Here is a 15,342-nt window from a genome sequence, read left to right as displayed (position 1 = left end):
GTGTCGCTGATCAGCCCGATCGCGATGGAAGATGGTCTGCGCTTTGCGATTCGCGAAGGCGGCCGCACCGTCGGCGCCGGCGTCGTATCCAAGATCATCGAGTGATACAGTAGATAAGTTGAACGATCGACCGCGAGAGGCGGCGCCTGGTGCGTCGTCTCTCGCGTTTGTTTCTTGTCGATTCGATTTTTAGGCCAGTAGCTCAATTGGCAGAGCAGCGGTCTCCAAAACCGCAGGTTGGGGGTTCGAGTCCCTCCTGGCCTGCCATCTTCACCGATGGCGGCGAGTACCGGGTGATACGTATTCATGAGTGAACAATCGGAACAGACCGGCGGGCTGGATACTTTCAAGCTCGCGGTAGCCGTGGCGCTGCTGATTGCTGGCGTCATGGGCTTTTATTGGTTCTCGGACGAGTCCACTCTGATTCGTGTGCTCGGGCTGCTGGCCGTGGTCGGCGTGGCCGTGGCGATTGGCATGACCACGGCGAAGGGGCATCAGCTGGCGGCCTTTATGGGCAATGCGCGCACCGAGGTGCGCAAGATGGTCTGGCCGACCCGGGTCGAGACCACCCAGACCACGCTGATCGTCATCGCCGTCGTGATCATAATCGGGATCTTCCTCTGGCTCCTGGACATGTTCCTGGGTTGGTCCATCAGTCGCTTCATCGGATAGTCACAGGATTCTCTCCATGGCATTACGCTGGTACGTCGTACAGGCATTCTCGGGCTTCGAGGCCCAGGTGAAGCGGTCGCTGGAGGAGCGCATCGAGCGTTTCGCCATGCAGGACCACTTCGGCCAGATCCTGGTGCCTACCGAAGAGGTCGTCGAGATGAAGGACGGCCAGAAGCGCAAGAGCGAGCGCAAGTTCTTCCCGGGGTATGTCCTCGTGCAGATGGACTTGAACGACGAGGCCTGGCACCTGGTTAAGGCGGTCCCGCGCGTGCTTGGTTTCATCGGTGGCACCGCAGACCGGCCGGCCCCGATCAGCGACAAGGAAGCCGATGCCATCCTGCAGCGCATGCAGGAAGGCGCCGAGAAGCCGCGCCCGAAGGTCCTGTTCGAGGTGGGCGAGATGGTTCGCGTGATCGACGGCCCGTTCAACGACTTCAATGGCGTCGTGGAAGAAGTGAACTACGAGAAGAGCCGCCTCCTGGTGGCTGTCCAGATTTTTGGTCGCTCGACACCCGTGGAACTCGAGTTCCACCAAGTCGAGAAAACCTGACGTACCGACGTCACCACTGCTAGTCGGGGAGCCGCGAGGCGCTTGTACCCGAGGGAGTCATCATGGCGAAGAAAATCGAAGCATATATCAAGCTTCAGGTGCCCGCCGGCAAGGCGAACCCGAGCCCGCCCGTCGGGCCGGCGCTGGGTCAGCGCGGTGTGAATATCATGGAGTTCTGCAAGGCGTTTAACGCCCAGACCCAGGAGATCGAGCCCGGTCTGCCGATTCCGGTGGTGATCACCGTCTATTCAGATCGCAGCTTTACCTTTGTCACCAAGACGCCGCCGGCGGCGATCCTTCTGAAGAAGGCCGCGGGTGTGCAGAAGGGTTCCGGCGAGCCGAATACCAACAAGGTCGGCACCGTGACCCGGGCGCAGCTCGAGGAAATCGCGAAGACCAAGGAGCCGGATCTGACCGCTGCGGATCTGGACGCCGCGGTGCGTACCATTGCCGGCAGTGCCCGCAGCATGGGCCTCGAAGTGGAGGGTCTCTGACATGGCGAAAATGACCAAGCGAATGAAGGCCATCCGCGAGAAAGTCGAGCCAGGCCGTCTCTATCCGGTGACCGAAGCGTTTGACCTGCTGCGTGAACTGCCGAAGGCAAAGTTCCGCGAGTCGGTCGACGTGGCTGTGAACCTCGGCGTGGACCCGCGCAAGTCCGATCAGGTCGTGCGTGGCTCGACGGTGCTGCCGCATGGCAATGGCAAGAGCGTGCGCGTGGCCGTGTTCACTCAGGGCGCGAATGCCGACGCCGCGAAGGAAGCCGGTGCCGATGTGGTCGGTATGGACGACCTCGCCGAACAGGTGAAGGCCGGCCAGATGGATTTCGACGTGGTGATCGCCTCCCCGGACGCGATGCGTGTCGTCGGGCAGCTCGGCCAGATCCTCGGCCCGCGCGGCCTGATGCCGAACCCGAAGGTCGGTACCGTGACGCCGGACGTGGCGACCGCGGTGACCAACGCCAAGAGCGGCCAGGTGCGCTACCGCACCGACAAGGGCGGGATCGTGCACTGCACCATTGGCGCGGCCGATTTCGACTCCAGCTCGCTGGCCGACAACCTGAACGCCCTGCTGGCGGATCTGGTCAAGATGAAGCCGGCGACGTCCAAGGGGCAGTACGTCAAGGGGGTCACGATCTCCACGACGATGGGCCCGGGCGTGAAGGTCGACCAGGCCTCGCTGTCGCTGTAAGAAGTTTTTTGGTTTTTGGTCGGCTGTCGCGCAAGCGGCACGCCATCCAAGACCGCAGGCGCTGCCCCGTTCGCGGGACGGCTTAATCCACCAGCCTGCGCAGATGGTGTCACCCGATTCAGGAAGTACCTGCGACGGGAGCACCGAAGTGCCGGGTTCGCCCGGTTTCACGACCGCCTCCGGGTGGTCTCACTAGAGGAGAGTCAACGTGGCTTTGAATCTCGACGACAAGAAGGCGATTGTCTCGGAGCTGGCTACGGTTGCTGCCTCGGCGCATTCCGCGGTCGCCGCGGAATACCGAGGTCTCTCGGTCGCGCAGATGACCGACCTTCGTCGGCAGGCTCGCAATTCCGGGGTCTATCTGCGGGTGGTGAAGAACAACCTCGCCAAGCGTGCCATCGAGGGTACGGATTTCGCGTGCATGCAGCCCGAGCTGCATGGCCCGCTGATCCTGGCCTTCAGTGAAGAGGAGCCTGGCTCCGCCGCGCGTCTGGTGAAGTCCTTCGCCAAGGAAAACGAACAGCTGAAGGTCCGGCTGGTGTCGTTTGGTGGGCAGCTGATGGGTGCGAACGATCTCGATCGCCTCGCCAGTCTGCCGACGCGCGATGAAGCGCTCGCAACGCTTCTCGCCACCATGAAGGCGCCGCTCGACAAGTTCGCCCGTACGGTGAACGAAGTCCCGGGCAAGCTCGTGCGTACCGTTGCAGCAATTCGTGACCAGAAACAGGCAGCCTGAATCTCATAAAGCCGTTTCTGAGCAAGTACTGAATGAATACGGGTGTTCCCCGTTAGGAGAGTAAAAAATGGCCGTTTCGAAAGAAGACATCCTGGAAGCCATCGGCAACATGACGGTCCTGGAAATCGTGGACCTGATCAGCGAGATGGAAGAGAAGTTCGGCGTTTCCGCCGCTGCCGCCGTTGCGGCCGCCCCGGCTGCCGCCGGCGGTGGTGAAGCCGCTGCTGCCGAAGCCAAGGACGAGTTCGACGTCGTCATGTCCAGCTTTGGCGAGAACAAGGTCGGCGTGATCAAGGTCGTCCGTGGCCTGACCGGTCTGGGCCTGAAGGAGGCCAAGGAAATGGTCGAAGGCGTTCCGGCGACCGTCAAGGAAGGCGCGGCGAAGGAAGAAGCCGAGAAGATGAAGGCGGAGCTGGAAGAGGCTGGCGCCACCGTCGAACTGAAGTAAAAGGCGCTTGCGCCTGTTGTTTTCGTGTACATCACGAAGCCCTGAGGCTGGCGGCCTTTTGGTCGTCAGCCTCAGCCCGTGGTGGCGCGGGTTTTTTCGCGCGTTGTTCAGCTAGCCGCCGAGGTAAGCCATGGCCCTCAGTTATACCGAAAAGAAACGTATCCGCAAGGACTTCGGGAAGCGTCCCCAGATCCTGGACGTCCCGTATCTGCTGGAAACCCAATTGACCTCCTATCGGGATTTCCTGCAGGCCGAAAAAGGTCCGGAGGCGCGTCACGCGCTGGGCCTGCACGCGGCGTTTCAGTCGGTGTTCCCGATTGTTAGCTATTCCGGTCATGTCCAGCTCGAGTACGTCAGCTACCGCCTGGGCGAGCCGCTGTTCGATGTGAAGGAATGCCAGATCCGTGGCGTGACCTACGCGGCCCCGCTGCGTGTCCTGCTGCGCCTGGTGATCCACGACAAGGAGGCCCCTGCTGGCTCCACCGTGGTCAAGGAGGTCAAGGAGCAGGAGGTCTACATGGGCGAGATGCCGCTCATGACGGAGAACGGGACCTTCGTGATCAACGGCACCGAGCGCGTGATCGTCTCCCAGCTGCATCGTTCGCCCGGCGTGTTCTTTGACAGCGACCGGGGCAAGACTCAGGGCAGCGCCCAGAAGCTGCTCTACAACGCGCGCATTATTCCGTACCGCGGTTCCTGGCTGGACTTCGAGTTCGATGCCAAGGACGGGGTTTACGTGCGTATCGACCGTCGCCGCAAGCTGCCGGCGTCGATCCTGCTGCGCGCGCTGGGCATGGATACGGAAGAGATCCTGTCCACCTTCTTTGAATTCAACCAGATCACTCTCGATGAAGACGGCGGTGAACTGGACCTGATCCCCGAGCGCCTGCGCGGCGAGACCGCCGTGGTCGACATCACCGACGGCAAGAACGTGATCGTCGAGGCCGGGCGCCGGATTACGCCGCGGCATATCCGCGAGATCGAAAAAGCCGGCATCAACCGGCTGCGCGTACCGGACGAGTACCTGCTCGGCCGCGTGCTGGCCAAGGGCGTGGTGGACGAGTCGACCGGCGAACTGATGGCGGCTGGCAATGACCCGTTGACCCAGGAGCTGCTGGACAAGCTGCGCGCCGAGGGCGTGAAGTCGGTGGAGACCATCTACACCAACGACTACGACCACGGTCCGTTCATGTCGGACACCCTGCGTCTGGATCCGACCAAGACGCAGCTGGAGGCCCAGGTCGAGATCTATCGGGTGATGCGTCCCGGTGAGCCGCCGACCAAGGACGCCGCCGAGAACCTGTTCTCCAACCTGTTCTTCTCCGAGGACCGCTACGACCTGTCGGCGGTCGGCCGGATGAAGTTCAACCGCCGTGTCGGCCGCGATACCGACGAGGGCCCGGGCGTGCTGTCACCCGAGGACATCCTCGACGTGCTGAAGGTCCTGATCGACCTGCGCAACGGCAACGGCCGTACCGATGACATCGACCACCTGGGCAACCGGCGCATCCGCAGCGTGGGCGAGATGGCGGAAAACCAGTTCCGTCTGGGCCTGGTGCGCGTCGAGCGTGCGGTCAAGGAGCGTTTGACCGTCGCGGAGAGCGAAGGGCTGATGCCGCAGGAGCTGATCAACGCGAAGCCGGTGGCCGCCGCGGTCAAGGAGTTCTTCGGTTCCAGCCAGCTGTCGCAGTTCATGGACCAGAACAACCCGCTGTCCGAGGTGACCCACAAGCGCCGTATCTCCGCGCTGGGCCCGGGCGGCCTGACGCGCGAACGTGCGGGCTTCGAGGTGCGCGACGTGCACCCCACCCACTACGGTCGTGTCTGCCCGATCGAGACGCCGGAAGGCCCGAACATCGGCCTGATCAACTCGCTGGCCGTGTATGCCCGCACCAACCGCTACGGCTTCCTCGAGACCCCGTACCGCAAGGTCGAAGACGGCAAGGTCACCGACGAGATCGTGTACCTGTCCGCAATCGAGGAGAGCCAGTACGTGATCGCCCAGGCGAACGCGGCGATGGACGAGCAAGGGCGTCTGACCGACGACCTGGTCTCCTGCCGCTTCCAGGAGGAGTTCACGATCTCCTCGCCGGACAAGATCCAGTACATGGATATCTCGCCGAAGCAGATCGTGTCCGTGGCCGCCGCGCTGCTGCCGTTCCTCGAGCATGACGATGCCAACCGCGCCCTGATGGGTGCGAACATGCAGCGTCAGGCCGTACCCTGCCTGCGCGCGGACAAGCCGCTGGTCGGTACCGGTATCGAGCGCACGGTGGCGATCGACTCCGGGTCCGCGATCGTCGCCAAGCGCGGCGGTACGGTCGATTCCGTGGATGCCGCCCGCGTGGTGGTGCGCGTGAACGATGACGAGACCGTCGCCGGCGAGCCGGGTGTGGATATCTACAACCTGACCAAGTACTCGCGTTCCAACCAGAACACCAGCATCAACCAGCGCCCGCTGGTCGCGGTAGGCGACGAGATCGCCCGCGGCGATGTGCTGGCCGATGGCTCCTCGACCGATCTCGGCGAGCTGGCCCTGGGGCAGAACATGATGGTCGCGTTCATGCCCTGGAACGGCTACAACTTCGAGGATTCCATCCTGATCTCCGAGCGCGTGGTGCAGGAGGACCGCTACACCACGATCCACATCGAGGAGCTCAACTGTGTCGCGCGCGACACCAAGCTGGGCCAGGAAGAGATCACCGCGGATATCCCGAACGTCTCCGAGTCGCTGCTGGCCAAGCTGGACGAGTCCGGTGTGGTTTATGTTGGCGCCGAGGTAAACCCGGGCGACATCCTGGTCGGCAAGGTCACGCCGAAGGGCGAGACCCAGCTGACCCCGGAAGAGAAGCTCCTGAGGGCCATCTTTGGCGAGAAGGCCTCGGACGTGAAGGACACCTCCCTGCGTGTGCCGTCCGGCATCGAGGGCACGGTGATCGACGTGCGCGTGTTCACCCGCGATGGCGTGGAGAAGGATGCGCGTGCCAAGTCGATCGAGGAAGACGACCTCGCTGCGGTCAAGAAGGACCTGAAGGACCAGCTGCGAATCTACGAGGACGATATCTACGCCCGCGTCGAGAAGCTGCTGCTCAACAAGGCGGCTGCCGGCGGTCCGGAAGGGCTGGGTGACGGCTCCAAGGTCACCAAGAAGTACCTGCAGGGCCTGTCCCGCAACCAGTGGTTCGAGGTGCGCCTGAAGGACGACGCCGTGAACTCGCAGCTGGAGGACCTCGGTCGCCAGCTGCAGGAGCAGCACGAGCTGTTCGACAAGAAGTTCGAGCACCAGAAGGCCAAGGTCGCCGCGGGCGACGACCTGCCGCCGGGCGTGCAGAAGATGGTCAAGGTCTACGTGGCCGTGAAGCGCCGTCTGCAGCCGGGCGACAAGATGGCCGGCCGCCACGGGAACAAGGGCGTGATCTCGATGATCGTGCCGGAAGAGGACATGCCGTTCCTCGACGACGGGACCCCGGTCGACGTGGTCCTGAACCCGCTGGGCGTGCCCTCGCGCATGAACGTCGGGCAGGTGCTGGAGGTTCATCTGGGCTGGGCCGCGAAGGGGCTGGGCGACAAGATCAACCGCATGCTCGAGGCGCAGGCCGAAATCGCGAAGCTGCGCGAGTTCCTGGGCAATATCTATAACCACCGTGACAAGAAGGTCGACCTCGACTCCATGTCGGACGCCGAGATCATTGCGCTTTGCCGCAACCTGCGCGGTGGCGTGCCGATGGCGACGCCGGTGTTCGATGGTGCCGAGGAGGCCGAGATCAAGGAGATGTTGCGGCTGGCCGATCTGCCCGAGACGGGGCAGGCCGAGCTGTTCGACGGCCGTACCGGTGACTCCTTCGATCGCCCGGTGACCGTCGGCTACATGCACATGCTGAAGCTGAACCATCTGGTCGACGACAAGATGCACGCACGGTCGACCGGTCCGTATTCCCTGGTCACCCAGCAGCCGCTGGGCGGCAAGGCGCAGTTCGGTGGTCAGCGCTTCGGCGAGATGGAGGTCTGGGCGCTGGAGGCCTACGGTGCCGCCTACACCCTGCAGGAAATGCTGACGGTGAAGGCGGACGACGTGCAGGGCCGCAACAAGATGTACAAGAACATCGTCGACGGCGAGCACCACATGGAGGCCAACGTCCCCGAGTCGTTCAACGTGCTCATGAAGGAGATCAAGGCGCTCGGCATCAATATCGAGCTGGAGCAGGACTGATCTCCTCCGATCCGAATGTGATCCGAAGGGGTGCAGGGCACCCCTCGACCCAAAGCTTTGTGAGGCATAGCGAATGAAAGACCTCCTCAATCTGTTCAAGCAGCAGACCCAGCCGGAAGAGTTCGATGCGATCCGTATCGGCCTGGCCTCCGCGGACCAGATCCGTTCGTGGTCCTTTGGCGAGGTTAAGAAGCCGGAGACCATCAACTACCGGACCTTCAAGCCGGAGCGCGATGGCCTGTTCTGCGCCAAGATCTTCGGCCCGGTGAAGGACTACGAGTGCCTGTGCGGCAAGTACAAGCGCCTGAAGCACCGGGGTGTGGTCTGCGAGAAGTGCGGCGTCGAGGTGACCCAGACCAAGGTGCGCCGCGAGCGCATGGGGCACATCGACCTGGCCTCGCCGGTCGCGCACATCTGGTACCTGAAGAGCCTGCCGTCCCGCATCGGGCTGCTGCTCGACATGACCCTGAAGGACATCGAGAAGGTGCTCTACTTCGAGTCCTTCATTGTGATCGACCCGGGCTTCACCACGCTGGAGAAGGGCCAGCTCCTGACCGACGAGGAATACCTCGAGGCGATGGAGGAGCACGGCGACGACTTCACCGCGATGATGGGTGCCGAGGCCGTGCTGAGCCTGCTGAGGGAGATGGACCTGCAGGGCGAGGCCGCGAAGCTGCGCCAGGATCTGTCCGAGACCGGGTCCGAGACCAAGATCAAGCGTCTGGGCAAGCGCCTCAAGCTGATCGAGTCGTTCCTGGAATCCGGCAACAAGCCGGAGTGGATGATCATGTCCGTGCTGCCCGTGCTGCCGCCGGACCTGCGCCCGCTGGTGCCGCTGGACGGTGGTCGCTTCGCGACTTCCGACCTGAACGACCTGTATCGCCGGGTGATCAACCGCAACAACCGTCTGCGCCGCCTGCTGGAGCTGAACGCCCCGGATATCATCGTGCGCAACGAAAAGCGCATGCTGCAGGAGTCCGTGGATGCGCTGCTGGATAACGGCCGTCGCGGTCGTGCGATCACCGGCACCAACAAGCGCCCGCTGAAGTCCCTGGCTGACATGATCAAGGGCAAGCAGGGCCGCTTCCGCCAGAACCTGCTCGGCAAGCGTGTCGACTATTCCGGCCGTTCCGTGATCGTGGTCGGCCCGACCCTGCGCCTGCACCAGTGTGGCCTGCCCAAGCGAATGGCGCTGGAACTGTTCAAGCCGTTCATCTTCGGCAAGCTGCAGCGCCGTGGACTGGCGACCACCATCAAGGCCGCCAAGAAGGCCGTGGAGAAGGAAGGTCCCGAGGTCTGGGATATCCTCGAAGAGGTGATCCGCGAGCATCCGGTGATGCTGAACCGTGCCCCGACCCTGCACCGCCTGGGCATCCAGGCCTTTGAACCGGTGTTGATCGAGGGCAAGGCGATCCAGCTGCACCCGCTGGTCTGTGCCGCGTTCAACGCCGACTTCGACGGTGACCAGATGGCCGTGCACGTGCCGCTGTCGCTGGAGGCCCAGCTGGAGGCGCGCACGCTGATGCTGTCCTCCAACAACGTACTGTCGCCGGCCAACGGCGAGCCGATCATCGTGCCGTCGCAGGATATCGTGCTGGGTCTGTACTACCTCTCGCGCGAGAAGGTGAACGCCAAGGGCGAGGGCATGACCTTCGCCGATGTGGACGAGGTGCATCGCGCCTACGAACACAAGTTGGTCGACCTGCATGCGCGCGTCACCGTGCGCATCGCCGACACCATGGCGGATGTCGCGGAAGGCGAGCCGCTGCCATCCATGCGCGTGGAGACTACGGTCGGTCGCGCGATCCTGTCGCGCATCATGCCGAAGGGGCTGCCGTTCGAGCTGATCGACCGCGAGCTCAGCAAGAAGACCATCTCCGCGCTGATCAACTCCTGCTACCGTCGCCTGGGCCTGAAGGACACCGTGGTGTTCGCGGACCAGCTGATGTATGCGGGCTTCTACTATTCGACCCGCGCCGGGGTCTCGTTCTGCTCGGATGACATGGTCATCCCGGACGAGAAGCAGCCGATCCTGCAGAACGCCGAAGAGCAGGTGAAGGAGATCGAGGAGCAGTATGCCTCGGGCCTGGTCACCAAGGGCGAGCGCTACAACAAGGTCGTGGACATCTGGTCGCACTGCAATGACCAGGTCGCGAAGGCGATGATGGAGCGGCTCGGCAAGGAGCAGGTCACCAACGCCGAGGGCGAGACGGTCGAGCAGAGCTCGTTCAACTCGATCTTCATGATGGCCGATTCCGGCGCGCGTGGTTCTGCGGCCCAGATCCGTCAGCTGGCGGGGATGCGTGGCCTGATGGCCAAGCCGGACGGCTCCATCATCGAGACGCCGATCACCGCGAACTTCCGCGAGGGTCTGAACGTCCTGCAGTACTTCATCTCGACCCACGGTGCGCGTAAAGGTCTGGCCGATACCGCGCTGAAGACCGCGAACTCCGGTTACCTGACCCGCCGTCTGGTGGATGTGTCACAGGACGTGGTGGTTACTCAGCACGACTGCGGGACCCAGCAGGGCCTGGTGATGAAGCCGATCATCGAGGGCGGGGATGTAGTCGAGCCGCTGCGCGACCGCGTACTGGGTCGTACCACGGCGGTGGACGTCCATCGCCCGGGCACCGACGAGGTTCTGGTGCCGGCGGGCACGCTGCTGGATGAGGCAATGGTCGACAAGCTGGACGAGGCCTCGGTGGACGAGGTGCTGGTGCGCTCCGCGATTACCTGCGAGACCCGCCAGGGCATCTGCGCCAAGTGCTACGGCCGCGATCTGGCCCGTGGCCACGAGGTCAACGAGGGCGAAGCGGTGGGCGTGATCGCCGCGCAGTCCATCGGCGAGCCGGGCACCCAGCTGACCATGCGTACCTTCCATATCGGGGGTGCGGCCAGCCGTGCGGTTACGGTCAGCGCGATCCAGGTGAAGAACGCCGGGTCCGTGCGTCTGCACAACCTGAAGACCGTCACCAACAAGGCGGACAACCTGGTTGCGGTCTCGCGCTCCGGGGAGCTGGGTGTAATCGACGACCAGGGGCGCGAGCGTGAGCGCTACAAGATCCCCTACGGCGCCACCATCACCGTCAAGGATGGAGATGCGGTCGAGGCCGGTCAGGAAGTCGCGACCTGGGATCCGCATACCCACCCGATCGTCACCGAGGTGGGCGGCTACATTCGTCTGGCGGACTTCGTCGAGAATGTCACCGTGACCAAGGAGACGGACGAATTCACCGGTCTGTCCCAGAATGTGGTGCTCGATCCGAAGAGCCGCTCGAGCGCCGGCAAGGACCTGCGCCCGACCGTCAAGCTTGTGGATGATGATGGCAACGAGGTGTACATCCCGGGCACCGACATGCCCGCGCAGTACATGCTGCCGGCCAATGCGATCTTCAATCTCGAGGACAATGCCCGCGTCGAGGTCGGTGACGTTATCGCCCGCCTGCCGCAGGAGTCGTCCAAGACCCGCGACATCACCGGTGGTCTGCCGCGTGTGGCCGATTTGTTCGAGGCCCGCCGTCCGAAGGAGCCGGCCGTGCTGGCGGAGATCTCCGGCACCGTCTCGTTCGGCAAGGAGACCAAGGGCAAGCAGCGCCTGGTGATCACGCCGGACAAGGGTGATCCGGTCGAGATGCTGATCCCGAAACTGCGCACCGTGAACGTGTTCGAGGGCGAGCGCGTGGAGCGCGGCGAGGTTGTGGTGGACGGTGAGCTGGACCCGCACGACATCGTGCGCCTGCGGGGTGTGACCACCCTGGCCGAATACCAGGTCCAGGAAATCCAGGACGTCTATCGCCTGCAGGGCGTGAAGATCAATGACAAGCACATCGAAGTCATTGTTCGTCAGATGATGCGCAAGGTGAACATCGTCAACCCAGGCGACACCAAGTTCCTCGCGGGGGACCAGGTGGATCGTGTGCGGGTCCTCGAGGAGAACGAGAAGCTCGGTGACGACCAGCAGCCGGCGACCTACGAGCGTGTGCTGCTCGGCATCACCAAGGCGTCGCTGGTGACGGAATCGTTCATCTCCGCGGCCTCTTTCCAGGAGACCACCCGCGTGCTGACCGAGGCGTCCACCCGTGGCGCCCGTGACGATCTGCGTGGCCTGAAGGAGAACGTGATTGTGGGTCGCCTGATCCCGGCCGGCACGGGGCTGGCATACCACAAGGAACGTCGCCGCAAGCGCGAGCTGGAAATGCCGGAGTTCGAGACCGTCGAGGAGGCGTCAGCGGTCACCGCCGACACCGAATCCGATGCCTCGGGTCCGGAAACCACCGGGGAAGGCTCCGAATAGCCTCCCCTTCTGTTGACACTTCAGGGGGCGGCGATTAGAATTCCGCTCCCTCGACAGGCCGGTCACGGCGCCGGCCTGTCGTTATTTTTAGGCTAGGAGAAAGGGTTTCATGGCCACGATCAATCAGTTGGTACGCAAGCCCCGCAAGCGCCCCGTCGAGAAGAGCGACGTGCCGGCGCTGCAGGGCTCGCCGCAGAAGCGCGGGGTATGCACCCGTGTCTACACGACCACGCCGAAGAAGCCGAATTCCGCGCTGCGCAAGGTTGCGCGCGTGCGTCTGACCAATGGCTACGAAGTCAGTAGTTACATCGGCGGCGAAGGCCACAACCTGCAGGAGCACTCGGTGGTCCTGATTCGCGGCGGTCGTGTAAAGGATCTTCCCGGTGTGCGTTACCACACGGTGCGTGGCTCCCTGGATACCCAGGGTGTGCAGAACCGCACCCAGGGTCGTTCCAAGTACGGCACCAAGCGCCCGAAGAAATCCTAACCGTGTACAAGAGCGGGAACTGAGACATGTCGAGAAGAGCAGCTGCCCCCAAGCGTCACATCCTTCCGGATCCGAAGTTCGGAAGCGAGCGCCTGGCCAAGTTCATCAATACCGTGATGCGTGACGGCAAGAAGTCGGTCGCAGAGCAGGTCGTGTACGGCGCGCTGGACCAGATTGAGTCCAAGCAGGGTGATGGCATGGGTGCACTGGAGCGCGCGCTGGACAACATTCGTCCGCGTGTCGAGGTGAAGTCTCGTCGCGTGGGCGGCGCCACCTACCAGGTGCCGGTCGAGGTGCGTTCGGTTCGTCAGGACGCCCTGGCGATGCGCTGGGTCGTGGAAGCGGCCCGCAAGCGTGGCGAGCGGACCATGGCGCTGAAGCTGGCGGGCGAGCTGATGGATGCCGCCGATTCCAAGGGCTCCGCCGTGAAGAAGCGCGAAGACACTCACCGCATGGCGGAAGCGAACAAGGCGTTCGCCCATTTCCGCTGGTAAAACCGATTTAGAGAGGCTCAACGTGGCACGCAAGACCCCACTGAAGCGCTACCGGAACATCGGGATCAGCGCGCACATCGACGCCGGCAAGACGACGACGACCGAGCGCATCCTGTTCTACACCGGTCTGTCGCACAAGATCGGCGAGGTCCATGAAGGCGCCGCCACGATGGACTGGATGGAGCAGGAACAGGAGCGCGGGATCACCATCACTTCCGCGGCGACCACCTGCTTCTGGCAGGGTATGGCCAAGCAGTTCGATGAGCACCGCGTTAACATCATCGATACCCCGGGGCACGTGGACTTCACCATCGAGGTGGAGCGTTCCATGCGAGTGCTCGACGGTGCGGTGATGGTGTACTGCGCCGTGGGTGGTGTGCAGCCGCAGTCCGAGACCGTCTGGCGTCAGGCCACGAAGTACTCGGTTCCGCGGATGGCCTTCGTCAACAAGATGGACCGCGCCGGCGCCGACTTCCTGCGTGTCTACGAGCAGATGAGAGAGCGTCTGCAGGCGAACCCGGTCCCGATCCAGCTGCCGATCGGTGCCGAGGATAACTTCCGGGGCGTGATCGATCTGGTCAAGATGCAGGCGATCTTCTGGGACGAAGATAACTTCGGCATCTCCTTCGAGTACAAGGACATCCCCGAAGAGCTCAAGGCCGAGGCGGAAAAGTGGCGCGAGAACATGCTCGAGGCCGCTGCCGAAGCCAATGAAGAGCTGATGGACAAGTACCTCAACGAGGGTGACCTCAGCGAGGAAGAGATCAAGCAGGCGATTCGCCATCGCACGATCGAACTCGAGATCGTGCCGATGTTGTGCGGCTCCGCGTTCAAGAACAAGGGCGTGCAGGCCATGCTCGACGCGGTGGTTGAGTACCTGCCGTCGCCGGAAGAGGTCAAGGCGATCAAGGGCGTGAAGGCCGGGACGGAAGAGCCGGTCGCGAAGCACGCCTCGGACGACGAGCCGTTTGCCGCGCTCGCGTTCAAGATCATGACCGACCCGTACGTGGGCTCGCTGACGTTTGTACGTGTCTACTCCGGGGTGCTGAGCGCGGGTGACACCGTGCTTAATACGCAGAACAATCGCCGCGAGCGCATCGGCCGCATCCTGCAGATGCACTCCAACTCCCGCGAGGAGATCAAGGAGCTGCGCGCAGGTGACATTGGTGCGGTGGTTGGCCTGAAGGATCTGTACACGGGGAGTACCCTCTGCGATCCGAATAATCCGGTCGAGCTGGAACGCATGGAGTTCCCGGAGCCGGTGATCTCGATCGCGGTCGAGCCGAAGACCAAGTCGGACCAGGAAAAGATGGGTATCGCGCTGAACAAGCTGGCGCAGGAAGACCCGTCCTTCCGTGTGCGGACTGACGAAGAGTCCGGCCAGACGATCATCTCCGGCATGGGTGAGCTTCATCTCGAGGTCCTGGTCGACCGCATGAAGCGCGAGTTCAAGGTCGAGGCGAACGTCGGTCAGCCGCAGGTGGCGTACCGCGAGACGATCAAGAAGAGCGTGGAAACCGAAGGCAAATTCGTGCGCCAGTCGGGTGGTCGCGGCCAGTACGGTCATGTCTGGCTGCGCATCGAGCCGCAAGAGGCGGGCGACGGATACGAATTCGTCAACGCCATCGTCGGTGGTGTCGTGCCGAAGGACTACATCCCGGCCGTCAACAAGGGCGTCGAGGAGCAGATGGCCAACGGCGTGCTCGCCGGTTACCCGGTGGTGGACGTAAAGGTCACGCTGTTTGACGGCTCCTACCATGACGTTGACTCGAACGAGATGGCGTTCAAGGTGGCTGGTTCGATGGCCTTCAAGGAGGGTGCGTTGAAGGCTGGCGCCGTGCTGCTGGAACCGATGATGAAGGTCGAGGTGGAGACGCCGGAAGAATACATGGGCGACGTGATGGGCGATCTGAACCGACGTCGTGGTCTGGTCAAGGGTATGGAGGATATCGCGGGTCAGAAGCTGCTGAAGGCCGAGGTCCCGCTGTCCGAGATGTTTGGCTATTCGACGCAGCTGCGCTCGATGAGCCAGGGTCGCGCCACGTACTCGATGGAGTTCGAAAAGTACTCCGAGGCGCCGGCGCAGGTCGCCGAGGCTGTGGCGGCGAAGGCCTCCTGAACCGAATCGCGTAATCCGAAAGAACTGTAGAAAGAGGTTTGAGCTGTGTCCAAGGAAAAGTTCGAGCGTAAGAAGCCGCATGTGAATGTGGGGACGATTGGTCATGTGGACCATGGCAAGACCACGCTGACGGCGGCGATG

At 63.1% G+C, this 15,342-nt stretch carries 12 protein-coding genes, 1 tRNA gene and 1 pseudogene; all 14 read left to right on the top strand.

What is annotated here, in order from left to right; genetic code table 11:
• A pseudogene (locus F791_RS13625) lies at window positions 1–105 on the top strand (elongation factor Tu); the annotation flags it as partial.
• An 86-nt stretch (window positions 106–191) separates the two neighbouring features.
• Window positions 192–267, top strand: a tRNA-Trp gene (locus tag F791_RS0112960).
• A 39-nt stretch (window positions 268–306) separates the two neighbouring features.
• A complete protein-coding gene (gene secE, locus F791_RS0112955) occupies window positions 307–672 on the top strand; it encodes a preprotein translocase subunit SecE (RefSeq protein WP_012983545.1) in 366 nt (121 codons plus the stop codon).
• 16 nt (window positions 673–688) lie between these two features.
• Window positions 689–1,222, top strand: coding sequence for a transcription termination/antitermination protein NusG (gene nusG, locus F791_RS0112950; protein ID WP_018137611.1), 534 nt, complete (start codon window positions 689–691; stop codon window positions 1,220–1,222).
• 62 nt (window positions 1,223–1,284) lie between these two features.
• The gene (gene rplK, locus F791_RS0112945) at window positions 1,285–1,716 is read left to right on the top strand and encodes a 50S ribosomal protein L11 (RefSeq protein WP_018137612.1); all 432 of its coding nucleotides are present in this window, start codon (window positions 1,285–1,287) and stop codon (window positions 1,714–1,716) included.
• Window position 1,717: 1 nt separating this feature from the next.
• Window positions 1,718–2,413, top strand: a complete 696-nt coding sequence (gene rplA / locus F791_RS0112940) for a 50S ribosomal protein L1 (RefSeq protein WP_018137613.1) — start codon at window positions 1,718–1,720, stop codon at window positions 2,411–2,413.
• Between the two features lie 214 nt (window positions 2,414–2,627).
• Window positions 2,628–3,149, top strand: coding sequence for a 50S ribosomal protein L10 (rplJ, locus tag F791_RS0112935; protein ID WP_018137614.1), 522 nt, complete (start codon window positions 2,628–2,630; stop codon window positions 3,147–3,149).
• A 67-nt stretch (window positions 3,150–3,216) separates the two neighbouring features.
• Window positions 3,217–3,597 (top strand): 50S ribosomal protein L7/L12, encoded by a 381-nt coding sequence (rplL, locus tag F791_RS0112930; RefSeq protein WP_018137615.1) that lies wholly within the window; start codon window positions 3,217–3,219, stop codon window positions 3,595–3,597.
• A 130-nt stretch (window positions 3,598–3,727) separates the two neighbouring features.
• The gene (gene rpoB, locus F791_RS0112925; protein WP_018175515.1) at window positions 3,728–7,807 is read left to right on the top strand and encodes a DNA-directed RNA polymerase subunit beta; all 4,080 of its coding nucleotides are present in this window, start codon (window positions 3,728–3,730) and stop codon (window positions 7,805–7,807) included.
• 73 nt (window positions 7,808–7,880) lie between these two features.
• On the top strand, window positions 7,881–12,101 hold the full coding sequence (rpoC, locus tag F791_RS0112920) for a DNA-directed RNA polymerase subunit beta' (RefSeq protein WP_018994319.1): 4,221 nt from the start codon (window positions 7,881–7,883) through the stop codon (window positions 12,099–12,101).
• Between the two features lie 109 nt (window positions 12,102–12,210).
• Window positions 12,211–12,588 (top strand): 30S ribosomal protein S12, encoded by a 378-nt coding sequence (rpsL, locus tag F791_RS0112915; protein WP_012983537.1) that lies wholly within the window; start codon window positions 12,211–12,213, stop codon window positions 12,586–12,588.
• A gap of 26 nt (window positions 12,589–12,614) precedes the next feature.
• A complete protein-coding gene (gene rpsG, locus F791_RS0112910; RefSeq protein ID WP_018175517.1) occupies window positions 12,615–13,082 on the top strand; it encodes a 30S ribosomal protein S7 in 468 nt (155 codons plus the stop codon).
• Between the two features lie 22 nt (window positions 13,083–13,104).
• Window positions 13,105–15,201, top strand: coding sequence for an elongation factor G (fusA, locus tag F791_RS0112905; RefSeq protein ID WP_018137619.1), 2,097 nt, complete (start codon window positions 13,105–13,107; stop codon window positions 15,199–15,201).
• Window positions 15,202–15,246: 45 nt separating this feature from the next.
• On the top strand, window positions 15,247–15,342 hold a 96-nt coding region (locus tag F791_RS13260), incomplete at its 3' end, for a GTP-binding protein (RefSeq protein WP_018137563.1).

The sequence above is a fragment of the Thioalkalivibrio sp. ALRh genome, assembly GCF_000381425.1.
Classification (GTDB): Bacteria; Pseudomonadota; Gammaproteobacteria; order Ectothiorhodospirales; family Ectothiorhodospiraceae; genus Thioalkalivibrio.
Note: the sequence above shows the minus strand (reverse complement) of the source record. Positions and strands in the feature narration are given on the sequence as shown.

What these genes read in the sequence shown, in the direction of transcription:
- rpoB (WP_018175515.1), top strand. Translation starts at nt 3,728, where the DNA reads ATGGCCCTCAGTTATACCGAAAAGAAACGTATCCGCAAGGACTTCGGG.
- rplA (WP_018137613.1), top strand. Translation starts at nt 1,718, where the DNA reads ATGGCGAAAATGACCAAGCGAATGAAGGCCATCCGCGAGAAAGTCGAG.
- rpsL (WP_012983537.1), top strand. Translation starts at nt 12,211, where the DNA reads ATGGCCACGATCAATCAGTTGGTACGCAAGCCCCGCAAGCGCCCCGTC.
- rpoC (WP_018994319.1), top strand. Translation starts at nt 7,881, where the DNA reads ATGAAAGACCTCCTCAATCTGTTCAAGCAGCAGACCCAGCCGGAAGAG.
- secE (WP_012983545.1), top strand. Translation starts at nt 307, where the DNA reads ATGAGTGAACAATCGGAACAGACCGGCGGGCTGGATACTTTCAAGCTC.
- rpsG (WP_018175517.1), top strand. Translation starts at nt 12,615, where the DNA reads ATGTCGAGAAGAGCAGCTGCCCCCAAGCGTCACATCCTTCCGGATCCG.
- rplL (WP_018137615.1), top strand. Translation starts at nt 3,217, where the DNA reads ATGGCCGTTTCGAAAGAAGACATCCTGGAAGCCATCGGCAACATGACG.
- nusG (WP_018137611.1), top strand. Translation starts at nt 689, where the DNA reads ATGGCATTACGCTGGTACGTCGTACAGGCATTCTCGGGCTTCGAGGCC.
- rplK (WP_018137612.1), top strand. Translation starts at nt 1,285, where the DNA reads ATGGCGAAGAAAATCGAAGCATATATCAAGCTTCAGGTGCCCGCCGGC.